The 13834-nt window shown below is 72.9% G+C and carries 13 protein-coding genes; 6 read left to right on the forward strand and 7 right to left on the reverse strand.

Annotated elements, in window-relative coordinates; translation table 11 throughout:
• Nucleotides 1-186: 186 nt before the first annotated feature.
• Together ACFC1R_RS19675 and ACFC1R_RS19680 are read right to left on the reverse strand one after the other, a co-directional pair.
• Nucleotides 187-1254 carry an aldose epimerase family protein gene (locus tag ACFC1R_RS19675; RefSeq protein ID WP_375940208.1) on the reverse strand — a complete coding sequence of 356 codons (1068 nt, stop codon included), beginning with the start codon at nucleotides 1252-1254 and terminating at the stop codon, nucleotides 187-189.
• A gap of 1702 nt (nucleotides 1255-2956) precedes the next feature.
• Complete coding sequence (locus ACFC1R_RS19680) at nucleotides 2957-4429, reverse strand: AAA family ATPase (protein ID WP_375940210.1); 1473 nt, start codon at nucleotides 4427-4429, stop codon at nucleotides 2957-2959.
• 253 nt (nucleotides 4430-4682) lie between these two features.
• On the opposite strand from ACFC1R_RS19680, the gene ACFC1R_RS19685 reads away from it, so the two are divergent.
• The 3 genes from ACFC1R_RS19685 (at nucleotide 4683) to ACFC1R_RS19695 (ending at nucleotide 7927) form a co-directional block, all read left to right on the forward strand.
• Entirely contained in the window at nucleotides 4683-5660 is a 978-nt protein-coding gene (locus tag ACFC1R_RS19685; RefSeq protein ID WP_375940212.1) for a terpene cyclase, read from the forward strand.
• A 352-nt stretch (nucleotides 5661-6012) separates the two neighbouring features.
• Nucleotides 6013-7536: an aldehyde dehydrogenase family protein gene (locus tag ACFC1R_RS19690; RefSeq protein ID WP_375940214.1), complete on the forward strand. Its 1524-nt coding sequence runs from the start codon at nucleotides 6013-6015 to the stop codon at nucleotides 7534-7536.
• A gap of 1 nt (nucleotide 7537) precedes the next feature.
• Entirely contained in the window at nucleotides 7538-7927 is a 390-nt protein-coding gene (locus tag ACFC1R_RS19695) for a DUF779 domain-containing protein (RefSeq protein ID WP_375940216.1), read from the forward strand.
• Between the two features lie 56 nt (nucleotides 7928-7983).
• On the opposite strand, the gene ACFC1R_RS19700 is transcribed toward ACFC1R_RS19695, so the two are convergent.
• Nucleotides 7984-8178 carry an SHOCT domain-containing protein gene (locus ACFC1R_RS19700; RefSeq protein WP_375940217.1) on the reverse strand — a complete coding sequence of 65 codons (195 nt, stop codon included), beginning with the start codon at nucleotides 8176-8178 and terminating at the stop codon, nucleotides 7984-7986.
• A 7-nt stretch (nucleotides 8179-8185) separates the two neighbouring features.
• On the reverse strand, nucleotides 8186-8617 hold the full coding sequence (locus ACFC1R_RS19705; protein WP_375940219.1) for a DUF6325 family protein: 432 nt from the start codon (nucleotides 8615-8617) through the stop codon (nucleotides 8186-8188).
• A 177-nt stretch (nucleotides 8618-8794) separates the two neighbouring features.
• On the opposite strand from ACFC1R_RS19705, the gene ACFC1R_RS19710 reads away from it, so the two are divergent.
• Nucleotides 8795-9118 carry a nuclear transport factor 2 family protein gene (locus ACFC1R_RS19710; RefSeq protein WP_375940221.1) on the forward strand — a complete coding sequence of 108 codons (324 nt, stop codon included), beginning with the start codon at nucleotides 8795-8797 and terminating at the stop codon, nucleotides 9116-9118.
• Nucleotides 9119-9235: 117 nt separating this feature from the next.
• On the forward strand, nucleotides 9236-10213 hold the full coding sequence (locus ACFC1R_RS19715; RefSeq protein ID WP_375940223.1) for an acetylxylan esterase: 978 nt from the start codon (nucleotides 9236-9238) through the stop codon (nucleotides 10211-10213).
• A 168-nt stretch (nucleotides 10214-10381) separates the two neighbouring features.
• Here ACFC1R_RS19715 and ACFC1R_RS19720 read toward each other — a convergent pair whose 3' ends face one another.
• Nucleotides 10382-11599: a serine hydrolase domain-containing protein gene (locus tag ACFC1R_RS19720; protein WP_375940225.1), complete on the reverse strand. Its 1218-nt coding sequence runs from the start codon at nucleotides 11597-11599 to the stop codon at nucleotides 10382-10384.
• A gap of 109 nt (nucleotides 11600-11708) precedes the next feature.
• On the opposite strand from ACFC1R_RS19720, the gene ACFC1R_RS19725 reads away from it, so the two are divergent.
• Nucleotides 11709-12227 (forward strand): NUDIX hydrolase, encoded by a 519-nt coding sequence (locus ACFC1R_RS19725; RefSeq protein WP_375940227.1) that lies wholly within the window; start codon nucleotides 11709-11711, stop codon nucleotides 12225-12227.
• Between the two features lie 237 nt (nucleotides 12228-12464).
• Here the strand turns inward: ACFC1R_RS19725 and ACFC1R_RS19730 are convergent, their stop codons facing one another.
• Together ACFC1R_RS19730 and ACFC1R_RS19735 are read right to left on the reverse strand one after the other, a co-directional pair.
• Nucleotides 12465-13127 carry a cytochrome b/b6 domain-containing protein gene (locus tag ACFC1R_RS19730; RefSeq protein ID WP_375940229.1) on the reverse strand — a complete coding sequence of 221 codons (663 nt, stop codon included), beginning with the start codon at nucleotides 13125-13127 and terminating at the stop codon, nucleotides 12465-12467.
• A complete protein-coding gene (locus tag ACFC1R_RS19735) occupies nucleotides 13069-13812 on the reverse strand; it encodes a molybdopterin-dependent oxidoreductase (protein WP_375940341.1) in 744 nt (247 codons plus the stop codon). Before ACFC1R_RS19735 ends, ACFC1R_RS19730 begins: the two co-directional genes overlap by 59 nt.
• Nucleotides 13813-13834 lie beyond the last annotated feature (22 nt).

Here is a 13834-nt window from a genome sequence, read left to right on the forward strand (position 1 = left end):
AGTGGCTCGGCCGCATCCGTCAGCGCCGCCAGCAGCGCCCGCCGCGCGGGCACCGCGAGGGCCTTGTGCACACCGGGGTCCGAGCTCTCCATTCAGCCAATACTACGGCGCTGAGCTGGCGGTACGAATGCCCCGGCAGACCCGGCCGGCACCTGCTCGGGGCCCGCCCGCCGGGAGCGCCGGCCGCTACCGGGCGACGCCGAGCCGCAGCACCGTGGTCGAGCGGAACTCCTCGCCGGGGCGCAGCTCGGTGGACGGGTACGAGGGCTGGTGCGGGGAGTCCGGGTGGTGCTGGGTCTCCAGCGCGACGCCCGCGTACGGCCCGTACGCGACGCCGCTCGCGCCGGTGACCGCACCGTGGAAGGTGTTGGCGGTGTAGACCTGGATGCCCGGTTCGGTGGTGAGCACCTCCAGGGTGCGGCCGCTGACCGGGTCCTCCAGGAAGGCCGCGCGGGTGGGCGTGCCGTCACCGGAGCGGGGCCTGAGCACCCAGTCGTGGTCGTAGCCGCCACCGAGCAGCTGGGCGTGGCTGTCGTGGATGCCCTTGCCGATCGGGCGGGCGGTCGTGAAGTCGAACGGCGTCCGGGCGACCGGCTCGAACGGCCCGTACGGGATCAGGCGTTCGTCGACCGGGGTGTACTCGTCGGCGTCCAGGGTGAGCAGGTGGCCGAGGACGTCGCCGCTGCCCTCACCACCCAGGTTGACGTACGCGTGGTTGGTGAGGTTGACGACGGTGGGGCGGTTGGTGGTGGCCCGGTAGTCGATGGTGAGGCTGTCCTCGGCCAGGGTGTAGGTGACCTGGACGTCCATGGCGCCGGGGAAGCCCTGGTCACCGTCGGGGCTGTGCAGGCGCAGGCGGACACCGCCGGGCGCCTCTTCGGCGGCCCAGATCCGGTGGGCGAAACCGTCGGGGCCGCCGTGCAGGGTCACACCGCCGCCGGTGGCGGCGAGCTGGTGCTCCACGCCGTCGACGGTGATCCGGCTGTCGGCGATGCGGTTGGCGTAACGGCCGACGACGGTGCCGTAGTGGCGGGCCGGTCCGAGGATCGCACCGAGGTCGTCCGTGCTGAGCAGGATCTGCGCGACGGCACCGGTGCGGTCGGGGGCGGTGAGGGTGTGCAGGGTCGCGCCCAGGGTGAGCACGCTCGCCTCGATCGGGCCGTTGCGCAGCGTCCAGCGTTCGATCGCGGCTCCTGCGCCGCCGGTGGCGAAGTGTGCCCGGCTGACCTCGGTGGTCCCGGCCGACCCGGTCATGGATCGCTCCTCCCTGCGGCCGCCGGCCCGACGGCCACCTCTGGTTCGAGATCTTCTCGCGTCCGGTGCCAGATTAGCCCCGCCGGCTGCGGCGGTACCGGCTGCGACCCTCCGCGTCCGAAAACCGCGCCGGGTGGGCGGCTCCTGCTCCGGGAGCCGCCCACCCGGCCGACGGCCGGTCAGCCGTTCTCGGTCGGCGGCTGCTCCTCGGACAGGCCGAGCGCCTCCGCCAGGCCCTCGGGACCGCTGCCGGCCTTGCGGTGGACGGCGGCCAGCCGCCGGTGCACCAGGCTGAGCGGGAGGTCGAGCTGCTCGGCGATCCGCTGCGGCGGGACACCCTGGACGGCCAGCCTGGCGACGTCCCACTCGGGCTCGCTCAGGCCCTCCTTGGTCAGGGTGCGCAGGCGGTTGGGGCGCAGCACCGAGGTTGCCAGTTCGGTGCGGGCCCGGTCGACCAGACCGTCGGCACCGCAGGTCTGGGCCAGCTCCATGCCCTGGTACAGGTACTCGGCGGCGTCGGCGAGCTGCCCGACCCTGCGCAGTGCGGCGCCCAGATCGACCTGCGCGTAAGCGAGTTCGTACCCGGCCGGGGACTGCGAGAGCCAGCGGACCGCCTGCTCCAGCAGGGCGACGGCGCGCCGGCCGTCCCAGAGTTCGGCCTGCATCCGCAGGGCAGTGCCGATCGCGGACGCCGAGCCGAACTCCTCGGCCCGGGCGACGGCTTCGGCTGCCAGCTCACGGGCCCGGCCGGGCTGGGTGGGGAAGAGCGCCAGCGCGAGGTGACCGACCCAGGGCGCCCAGACGGTGTTGCGCCAGCCGCGCCGGGTGAGCTGCTCGCCGACCTCTTCGAAGACGGCGGCCGCGGCGGCGTGCTCGCCCCTGGCCAGCAGGAGCTTGCCGTAGAGGGTGGGCGCGTCGGGCAGCACCATCGCGGTGGGGTGGTAGGGCGGTGCGAAGCGGTACTTCTGTGCCAGCTCCCAGGCCTCCTCGGTGCGGCCGCGGGCGAGCAGGGTGTCGGCCAGCACGCCGACCACGTCCCACTGCAGCGGGATGTCCGGGGCGATCCGCTCGGAGAGCCGCAGGCCCTGGCGCAGGTAGTCCTCGGCCTCGACCAGGAAGCCGCGCCGGAACCTGGTGAGCCCCATCAGGAAGTACCCGAAGCCCTTGTGCGCACCGCTCCAGCCGGCCAGTTCGAAGCCCAGCACGGCCTCCGAGAACAGCTTCTCGGCGCGGGCGAGTTGGTCGGAGTAGCAGTAGGTCAGGCCGATCAGCGCGGGCAGCTCGAAGCCCCAGGTGGTGTTGGTCCAGCCGATCTCCCTGGGCAGCCGGCCGTTCTCCAGGGCCTGGTCGGCCAGCTCGATCGCCTCGGTCACGGACTTGCCGCGCAGGGTGAAGTCCCAGGCCTGCATCGCGCGGACCACCCGCTCGGGAGTGGTGGTGCCGGTCAGGCTGGTGGCGAGCTCGTGCAGCCGCCGCGAGCGGTCCTGGCCGTCCTCCTCGTCGCGCTGGAAGGCCACCCACATGAAGTACACGGCCTGAAGCCTGAGTTTGCCGGCGCCGGGCTCGGTGCGCTCGGCCTCCCGCCGGCAGACGGCGGCCGCCTCGACCAGCTCGCCGGCGTGCGCCAGCACCTCGGAGAGCCGGAAGGTGGCGTCCACCCGCAGGTCGGGGCTGAGGCCGGGTTCCAGCGAGAGGGCCAGCTTCAGCTGGTTGACGGTGGCGATCGGGTCGGTGAGCAGGGCGGCGCAGCCGGCCTCGTAGAGCAGCTCGGCCCGGTCGTCCTCGTCCGGCGGCTCGCTGAGCGCGCGGGCCAGGCAGCGCTGGGCTGCCTCGGGCGCGCCGATCGCCAGGTGCTCGGCGGCAGCGGCGCGCAGCTTGCGGACCATGCCGTCGTCGCCCTCGGGGTGGGTCTCCAGCAGGTGGCGGGAGGCCTCCAGCAGGGTGCCGCCGTTGTTCTGATGCTGGCGGCGATGCCGTGCATGCCGGTCTTGGTACCGGGGGGCATGGACTGGTAGATGGAGGTGGCGATCAGCGGGTGGACGAACTCCAGGCGGCCGTTGGGGGTGCTGGTGAGGATCCGGTGCTTGCGCAGCTGGCGGACGGAGTCCTCGGCCTCGGCGGTGCCCTGGGCCGAGATGCTGGCGGCGAGGCTCTGCTTGATGTCGGTGCCCAGCAGGGCTGCGGCCCAGGCGAACCTCAGGGTGCTCGGGCCGAGCTTGGCCAGCCAGTGCTGGAGGGTCATGCCCTTGGCGGCGGCGGCCAGGTCGCGCAGCTGCGGGCTGTTCTGCTCGATCGGGTCGAGGCACTGGTCGCGGACCTCGCGCAGCAGGGCGGTGGTGTCGTACGGGTTGCCCGCGGTGACGGCCCAGACCTGGCGGCAGAACGCGTCCTCGGCCTCCTCGCCGAGGGCGGCACGGACCAGTTCGGCGACGGACGCGGGGTTGAGCGGCCGCAGTTCGTGGCGGCGGCTGGCCTGGTCCTCGATCTGCTGCTGGAGCGCCTGGGCCTCGTCCTGGAACTCGTCGCGGTAGGCGAAGACCAGCAGCACCGGCAGGTGGCGGGTGCGGGCCGCGAAGGAGGCCAGCCAGCCGAGCGACTCCTGGTCGGCCCAGTGCAGGTCGTCCACCACCATCACCAACGGTGCGCGGCGGGGAGCGAGTTGGGAGAGCAGGTAGTCCAGGCCGTCCTGCACGCCCTGCGGGTCGAGGCGCTCGACCTCGCCGGAGGGCGGGACCAGGCCGATGGCGGGACCGACGATGCCGTGCCAGGCGCCGAAGACCTCGGCCAGCTCGCCCTTCTCCTTGTCGAGCGTGCCCAGCACGGGCAACAGCAACTGCCGCAGGACGTGGAAGGGTTCCTTCGTCTGGCGCTGGCCGCCGCGGCCGGAGAGCACCGTGCAGGCCTCGCGCAGTCCGGCCAGCCGGCGGACCTGGTCGAGGATGGTGGTCTTGCCGCCACCCGCCGGAGCGGAGAAGACCAGCACCTCGCCGATCTCGGTGCCGCCGGCCGCGAACCTGCGGCAGAGCCGGTCCAACGCCTGTTCCGCGGAGCGGAGTTCGGCCTCGCGCTCGTGCAGCGCCGGGCCCGCCGCAGCACCGTTCGCTTCCGTACCGACCGGCCGGGCACCCACGTCCTGCCCGCCCTCGCCCGTCGGTCCGCTGTGCTGTTCGGCCACCGTTGCCCCTCCGCCTCACCGGGTTCTCTGTCCGCTGCCGAGACTATCCCCGCAAACCTCCAAGTGTGCGCCATTCCCGCAGGCTGCGGTGTACTTACGGGGTTCGAACCCGGTGCCGAGGGCAAATGCCCTGTTATCTCTAACACCTGATGATCAGATCGACTACTGTTCCGCCCGGAAATGGCAATTGATCTTCGCCATTCGATCTTTACCGTGCAGGAGTTCCGCAGAGCCGGCAGCACAGACAGCACCAATGATCCCCAGCAGCACCGGGAGTCCGATGTCCGACGACACCTCACTTGAACTTCCGTTCCTCCACCGTCGCAACCCCCACCAGACCCAGGCCACCGACCGCCACCTCGAATGGCTCCAACGCCACCGCGAGCTCGCCGCCGTCGTCAGCGGGTCCACGTACACCGGTTGGGACATCACGGAACTCGCCTCCCTGGTCTACCCCGAGAGCTCCGTCGAGGACCTGGCGCTGGCCGCCGACCTGATGGGGTTCTACTTCCTGTTCGACGACCAGCTCGACGGCCCGCTCGGCCGCCGGCCCGACCAGGTGGCCCTGGTCTGCGAGCGCCTCACCGCGATCGTGCACGGTGCCCGCCCGGCCGGAACCTCACCCGCCGAACGCGCCTTCGCCGACCTCTGGCGGCGCAGCACCCGCGGCATGTCACCCCGCTGGACCGCACGGGCCGCCTACAACTGGGAGTTCTACTTCGCCTGCCACCCGGCCGAGGCCGCCAGCCGGAACATCGGGCAGCCCCCGGACCGGGAGGGCTACCTGACGCTCAGACGCGGAACCGCCGCGATGGAGACCATCTTCGACATGATCGAGCGGCTCGGCCGCTTCGAGGTGCCGCAGCACGTCCTGCACCACCCGCTGCTCCGGCAGCTTCGCCAACTCGCGGCCGACATACCGTCGTTCACCAACGACGTGCGCTCGTACGCGCAGGAGGCCCAGCGCGGCGACGTCGCCAACCTGGTGATGATCGTCCAACGGGACCGCTGCTGCTCCGCCGAGGAGGCCTGCGCCGTGGTCTGGGACGAGGCCCAGCGGATGGCCGACCGGTTCTGCGAGCTGCGGGACCAACTCCCCGAGCTCTGCCACTGGATGGCCCTGGACCCGGCCCAGCAGCTGGCCGCACAACGGTACGCCGACGGCATGGCACTGTGGCTGGCCGGCTACCTGCGCTGGGAGTCCCGCACCCGCCGCTACCACCACGGCTGACCGGCAGCCCGCCGGCCCCCGGGGCGCGGGCCGCCGCACGGGCACCGGCCCCGGGGGCGCAGCGGCGTCCCGCACGCTCCCCGCGCCCACCCTCGCCACCGCCACCGCGATCGCTGCCACCGGTCACCATCGCCATGGGCGCACAACTTCCGCTGCACGCCCCCTGATTGATCAAGTGCGCACCGTGGCGGCCCAAGGCGGGCACAGCTAGGGTGCAGCGCGGGGACACCCACCCCGACGACCCGTCTCCGAGCACGTTCCCGACCCCGTCCGCCGGGCCCGCGCAGCGGGCCCGTGCGCCGTTCCGCCAACCCGGGAACGGCGCCCCGACGCAGCGAGGAGCACCACCGATATGACCGTCTACCAGCCCCCCGGCCGGCCCGGCAGCATCGTCGGCTACCACCCCCGCTACGAACACTGGATCGGCGGCACCTGGACGCCGCCCGTCCGCGGCCGGTACTTCGAGAACCCCACACCGGTGACCGGCCGGCCCTTCACCGAGATAGCCCGGGGCACCGCCGAGGACATCGAGGCGGCCCTCGACGCCGCACACGCCGCCGCGCCCGCCTGGGGCCGCACCGCCCCGGCCGACCGGGCCGGGCTGCTGCTGCGGATCGCCGACCGGATGGAACAGCACCTGGAGGAGCTGGCGGTCGCGGAGAGCTGGGAGAACGGCAAGCCGGTCCGCGAGACCCTGGCCGCCGACCTGCCGCTGGCCGTCGACCACCTGCGGTACTTCGCCGGTGCGCTGCGCGCCCAGGAGGGCGGCCTCTCGCAGATCGACGAGGACACCGTGGCGTACCACTTCCACGAGCCGCTGGGCGTGGTCGGCCAGATCATCCCGTGGAACTTCCCGCTGCTGATGGCGGTCTGGAAGCTGGCCCCGGCCCTGGCGGCGGGCAACACGGTGGTGCTCAAGCCCGCCGAGCAGACCCCGGCCTCGATCATGCTGCTGATGGAGCTGATCGCCGACCTGGTCCCGCCGGGCGTGATCAACGTGGTGAACGGCTTCGGCGTCGAGGCGGGCAAACCGCTGGCCGCCAGCCCCCGGATCCGGAAGATCTCCTTCACCGGCGAGACCACCACCGGCCGGCTGATCATGCAGTACGCCAGCGGCAACCTGATCCCGGTCAGCCTGGAGCTCGGCGGCAAGAGCCCGAACCTCTTCTTCGCCGACGTCGCCGACCGCCGGGACGACTTCTACGACAAGGCACTCGAGGGCTTCGCCATGTTCGCCCTCAACCAGGGCGAGGTGTGCACCTGCCCGAGCCGGGCGCTGATCCAGTCCTCGATCTACGACACCTTCCTCGCCGACGGACTGGACCGGGTCCGCGCGATGCGCCAGGGCAACCCGCTGGACACCGAGACCATGGTCGGCGCCCAGGCCGGCAACGACCAGCTGGAGAAGATCCTCTCCTACATCGACATCGGCCAGGCCGAGGGCGCCAAGGTGCTGGCCGGCGGCGAGCGGGTGGACCTCGGCGGCGAACTGTCCGGCGGCTTCTACGTCGCGCCGACCGTCTTCGAGGGCACCAACGACATGCGGATCTTCCAGGAGGAGATCTTCGGCCCGGTCGTCGCGGTCACCCGCTTCGAGGACTTCGAGGACGGCATCGGCATCGCCAACGACACCCTGTACGGGCTCGGGGCGGGCGTCTGGAGCCGCGACGGCTCGACGGCCTACCGGGCGGGGCGCGCCATCCAGGCCGGACGGGTGTGGACCAACTGCTACCACCACTACCCGGCACACGCGGCGTTCGGCGGCTACAAGAACTCCGGCATCGGCCGGGAGAACCACAAGGCGCTGCTGGAGCACTACCAGCAGACCAAGAACCTGCTGGTCAGCTACAGCGGGCGGGCGCAGGGGTTCTTCTAGGATGCAGCCCCCGACGCGTCCCTCCCAGGTGGCCGTCACCCCGCGCGCCGCCGAGCTGCTGCGGCGGCTCGGCGGCGAGCACGGGCCGCTGATGTTCCACCAGTCCGGCGGCTGCTGCGACGGCTCCGCCCCGATGTGCTACCCGGCCGGGGAGCTGCTCGTCTCGCCGGAGACCGACCGGCTGCTCGGCGAGCTGGAGGTGGCCGGGCTCGACCCGATCCCGGTCTGGATGGCCAGGAGCCAGTACGCCTACTGGTCCCACACCCACCTCACCATCGACGTGGTGCCGGGGCGGGGCAGCGGCTTCTCCCTGGAGTCGCCCACCGGCCTGCGCTTCCTGACCCGCTCCCGCCTGCTCACCGACGAGGAGTCCGCCGCCCTGAACCGCTGAGGCCCGTGGGACGAGTCCCGCCGGGCACCGAGGAGCGCCGGCCGAAGGGGTCGACGTCACCGCCCGAGCAGCCGGGCCTTCGCGGCGGTGAACTCCTCCGGGGTGAGCAGCCCCCGTTCCGCCAGGCCGCCGAGCTCGCGCAGGCGCCAGGCCAGGCCGCCGGCCGCCAGCCCGCGCATCAGCGGAGCCCCCGAAGGCCGGGCGGCACCCACCGCACGGACCGAGGTGACCGGATCCAGCGCACGCGCCACGACGTCCTCACTTCCCGGCCGCGGCGCGGGCCTTGGCAGCGCGTACGGCCTCCTCGATGTTCTCCGGCGGGATCCGCACGCCCGAGGCGATCCGGCCGCCGACGCTGCGCAGCGCGTCCGCCGCGGCCTGCGCCCAGACGTGCTCGATCAGCACCAGCAGCGCCACCGTGCCGGGTTCCAGCAGCTCGGCGGCCTCCTGGGCGTCCTCGGGACCGATCAGTGGCAGCGCGTGGCTGCCGCCGTCCCCGACGATGTCCCTGAGGTGCTCGAAGTCGGCGAGTTCCCCGTAGGTGGCCTCGCCGTCGGGGTGCCGGGTGACGACCAGTGAGTCGATCACCCGGATGTCACCACCGGTCCGCAGCTTGCACAGTGCCGACGCCGCCTCGACGGTGATGGTCGCCTGCGGGAACGTCAGGACGAGCAGTTCGGCCGGCCCCATCCGAGGCTCCCTTCCGGTCGGAATCGCCCGATACCGGGATCTAAGCACACCGCCGCGCCGATTCACCGGAAGCATCTGCCGCACCCGCACGACACCCGCCACGAAGAGTGCGCAGCACACCACAGTGTGCGACAGTGCTGCCCATCCACCCCGTCCCGGAATCCGAGGAGTCGTCAGATGACCATCGCCGTCGCCAAACTGTCCGACCCGACCGTCCGCGCCGCCGTCGTCGCGATCAACGCCAACGACCGGAAGGGCTTCCTCGCGCTGCTGGCCGACGACGCGACGATGTCCGACGACGGTTCGGACCGCGACCTGCTGCCCTGGGTCGACCGCGAGATCTTCTCCTCGCGCGGCCACATGGAGATCCAGACCGAGTCGGACGGCGGCCGCGCGCTGATCGCCAACTTCACCAACGAGACCTGGGGCGAGATGCGCACCGCCTGGAAGTTCGTCGTCAGCGACGGGAGGATCAGCCGCTTCGAGACCGGCCAGGCCTGATCCCCGGCCGGCCCGGCCACCGCCGTCGGCGGCCCCGGAACAATCCGGTCACACACGGACGTTGAGCGCGCCAGTACACGATCCCAGACTGCCGCGTTCCCGACCGAGGAGACCACCGTGCCGCTGACCGACCTGCCGTACCAGGACCTGGTGACCTACCGCCCGGCCGTGACCGAACCCGCCGACCTCGACGCCTTCTGGGCCGAGACGCTGGCCGAGGCCCGCGCCGCCGGCGGCGAGGTGCGGCTGACGCCCGTCACCGACTCGCTGCTCACCACGGTGGACGTGTACGACGTGCGGTTCCCCGGCTGGCGCGGCGAGCCGGTGGCCGGCTGGCTGCTCACCCCGCGCGGGGCCACCGGACCGCTGCCGACCGTGATCCAGTACCTCGGCTACAGCACCGGCCGCGGCCTCCCCACCGAGCGACTGCTCTACCCGTCGGCCGGCTACGCGTACTTCGTGATGGACACCCGGGGCCAGGGGCACGACACCCCGGACCAGCACGAGGGACCGGCCTCGCAGTGGTACGCCGGATTCATGACCAAGGGCATCGACGCGCCCGAGAACTACTACTACCGGCGCCTGTTCGCCGACGCCGTCCGGGCCGTGGACGCGGTGCGCGGTCTCGACCTCGTGGACGCGGACCGGGTGGTGGTCTCCGGGGACAGCCAGGGCGGCGGCCTGGCGCTCGCCACCGCCGCACTCGCCGGCGGCCTGGTGGCCGGGGCCATGGCCAACGTGCCGTTCCTGCAGCACTTCCGGCGCGCGGTGGAGATCTCCGGGACCGGACCGTACCCGGAGATCGCCGCCTATCTGCGCCTGCACAGCCGGGAGAAGGTCGAGCAGACCTTCCGCACCCTCTCCTACTTCGACGGCGTCCACCTGGCCCGACGGGCCACCGCCCCGGCCCTGTTCAGCGTCGGTCTGATGGACCCGGTCTGCCCGCCGTCCACCGTCTTCGCCTCCTACAACCGCTACGGCGGCGAGAAGGACATCGAGGTCTGGGAGTTCGCCGACCACGGGGGCGGCTACGGCTCGCAGGCCCGCCGCCAGCTGGAGTGGCTGCGCGACCACGGGCTCGGCCCCAAGTCCTGACGCACCGCCGGGCCCAGGGGCGTGCGGCGCCGCCCGACCGCCGGCTTGCGCACCGGACCGCCGGCTTGCGCACCCGATTCCCGGCTTGCGCACCCGATTCCCGGCGTGCGCGACCGGCCGCCGGTGTGCGCGATCCTTCGAGCGTACGGCTCACCGCGCCTCTGGCGGTCAGACCGTCAGGCACCTGCGGACGGCCGCGATCAGCGTCCGTGACCGGATGTCGCCGGTGACCCCGGGCTGCATCCCGTTGGTGACGTAGCCGAAGCCGATCCCGAGGTCGGGGTCGGCGAAGCCCAGCGAGCCGCCGCGCCCCGGGTGGCCGAACGCCGCCGGGGAGGACATCGGCGAGGTGGGGCCGTGCCGGAAGAAACCCAGGCCGAAGGTGGTGTTGACGACCAGCACCTGGTCCGGGCCACTGACGGCCGGCCCCATCGCCTCGTCCAGCAGCTCCGGGCCGAGCACGGCCGGGAGCAGCCGGCCGGGCGTGCCGTGCCGGTCCGCCGCACCGATCAGCGCCGCGTAGAACCGGGCCACCGACCGGGCGGTGCCGATCCCGCCCGCGCCGGGGATCTCGACCGCCTGCACCGCCGGGTCGTTGAGGTCCACGGCCGGGCGCACCGAGGCGAAGGCCCGGGCGGTGAGCGAGTGCCGGTCCCGGTAGGCGTCCACCACGGACTGCTTGGGCCGCAGCCTGAGACCGGACGGGCCGCTCTGGGCCGCCTGAGGGGCGGGCAGGTCCACCAGCCGCCCGACCCGGGGCGCGGCGGCGGACGGGAGTCCGATCCACAGGTCCAGGCCGAGCGGACGGGCGATCTCCTCGGCGAAGTACCGGCCGACCGAACGTCCGCTCGCCCGCCGCACCACCTCGCCGATCAGCCAGCCGAACGTGTAGGGGTGGTAGCCGTGCGCGGTGCCCGGTTCCCAGGCGGGGGCCTGGGCGGCGACGGCGGCCGCGGCGGGCTCCCAGGCGATCACGTCCTCGACCCGCAGCGGGACGTCGAGGGCAGGCAGCCCGGCCTGGTGCGAGAGCAGCCAACGCACGGGCACCCGGTCCTTGCCCTCGGCCTTGAACTCCGGCCAGTACGAGGCGACCGGTGCGTCCAGGTCGAGCTGCCCCTGCTGGACCAGGTGGAGCGCGGTGGCCGCCGTCAGCCCCTTGGTGACCGAGCGCAGCACCTGCGCGGTGTCGGCCGTCCAGGCCACGGCGGGAGCCGGCCGTCCACCGACCTCGGGACGGGCGTCGCCGCCCCACAGGTCCACCACCTTGCGACCGTCGGCGTAGAGCGCGAAGGCCGCGCCGAGCTCACCGTGGTCACGGAAGTTCCGCGCGAACGCCTCCCGGACCGGCTCGAAGCCCTCCGCCGCCTCACCCCAGATCTCGACCACGCGCGCCACCTTCTTGCTCGTACGTCTCCCTTTCGAACGATAGTCGGACCGTCGCACCCGCGCCGGGCCGGTGTCAGGTGGCCCCTCCGGCCTCGCTACCGTGAGCGCCATGACGAACCCCGCCGAAGAGCTGCTGGACGTGGTGGACGCACAGGACCACGTGATCGGAACCGCCCCCCGCGCAGAGGTCTACCGCAAGGGGTTGACACACCGTTGCGTCTTCATCCTCGTCCGTGACCCACAGGGCCGGATCTTCACCCACCGCAGGACCGACACCAAGCTGTTCGCCCCCGGCGCCTACGACTGCTTCGTCGGCGGCGTGGTCGGCGCCGGCGAGACCTACGCCGGTGCCGCCGTACGGGAGGCGGAGGAGGAGCTGGGGGTCAGCGGCATCCGGCCGGTACCGCTGTTCAAGTTCCTGTTCGAGGCGGAACCACTGCTCTCCTGGTGGTGCGACATGTACGAGGCCCGCTGGGACGGCCCGGTCTCCCCGCAGGTCGAGGAGGTCGCCTGGCACGGATGGCTCACCGAGGAGGAGCTGGCACAGCGGCTCGACGGGGGCGAGTGGGACTTCGTCCCGGACGGACGGGAGGCGTACCGGCGCTACCTGGAGCACCGCTCGGCCTAGCCGGGGCGCCTCCGGTCGATCCCGCCGGGGCGCGGGGAACCGCGCCCACCGGGCCCGGTCCGGGGCGCCACGCGCCCACCGGACCCGGCCCGACGGCGGTGTGCTCGGACTCGCGCGGTCCCCCCTGCGCCCCGGAGCGCCGCCGTCGCGCAGGACCGGCCGGACGGGTCCCGGTCCGCAGGGGCCCGGGCGGGCCCCCGACGTGCGGCGCGCAACGGTGCCCCGTACGTCGCGCGGCTAGCGGTCCACCCGGTCCGCACCGTCCCAGTACGGGTGCTCCCGGGCGGCCCAGCCCTCGTCGACCCGGCCGGTGCGCATACCGCGCCGGGCCTCCGGATCCCTGGCCGACTGGTACAGGTGACCCGCGACCGCGACCGCGACGGCCACCGCGAGCCAGTCGTGCACGAAGGTGGCCCCGGTGCGCCACACCAGCGGCGCCAGTCGGGTGAACCACATCAGCAGGCCGGTGCCCAGCATCACCAGGACCGCCCCGGCCGTCCACGCCGCGTACAGCTTCTGCCCGGCGTTGAACTTGCCGGCCGGACGCCGGAACGAGCGGCGGCGCACGGCTCTCAGCCACTCCCGGTCGTAGGGGGCGAACCGGTTCAGCCGGGAGAGGTCGGCCCGCAGCGCCCGGGAGCCGAGCCCCAGCAGCAGCGGCACCGGCAGCGCCAGCCCGCACCACTCGTGCACCGTCACCACCAGCCTGCGGCGGCCGACCAGTTCGGCGAGCGGCGGGAAGTAGAGACAGCCCGCGGTGGCCAGGCAGACCAGCATCAGCGCGGAACTCGTCCAGTGCACCCAGCGCTCGGCCCCGGTGAACCGCAGGAGCGGGCCGCGCTCACCCGGTCGGGGCGTCGTCCCGCCCGTTGGAGCGTCCGACCCAGGCGTCGACGTCATATCCGAAGTGCTCCCAGTAGCCGGGTTGGACGGTGGAGGTGAGGGTGATCGAGTCGAGCCACTTCGCCGACTTGTAGAAGTACATCGGCGCGACGTACAGCCGGACCGGCCCGCCGTGCTCGTGCGCGAGCGGCTGGTCCTGCATCCGCAGGGCCACCAGGACGTCGTCCCGGCGGGCCTGGTCGAGCGTCAGGCTCTCGGTGTAACTGCCGTCGAAGCAGCCGAAGCCGACCGCGGTCGCCTCCGGTTTCACCCCCGCCGCCTGCAGCAGGTCCGCGAGCAGGACTCCCTCGAACGGGGTGCCCGGCACCCGCCAGCCGGTGACGCACTGCACGTCGCGCACGATCCGGTGCTGCCGCATCGCCTGCAGGTCGGCCAGCGTGTAGGTGACCGGCTTCTCGACCAGGCCCCCCACGGTCAGGGTGTAGTCGGCGGCCGTCCGGTTCGGGACCGAGCCCGTCACCGAGTAGTACCTGAATCCGCCGCCGCCCGGCAGTAGACCGCTCAGCCCGGTCGGGTCCTTGCTGGCCACGGCCTCGACCGCACGCTGCAGGTACGGTCCGGCCGCCACCCCGGCCGCTCCCAGCCCGAGCATGCCGAGCACCACCCTGCGGCCGACCGGAGGCCCCTCGCCGCCCGCTCTCACGACCTGGCTCCCATCACTGTCATGCCGCCATTCGAGCAGGTCGGCGCCGTTCTTCCCAGGG

It is taken from the genome of Kitasatospora sp. NPDC056138 (assembly GCF_042264695.1).
GTDB lineage: Bacteria > Actinomycetota > Actinomycetes > Streptomycetales > Streptomycetaceae > Kitasatospora.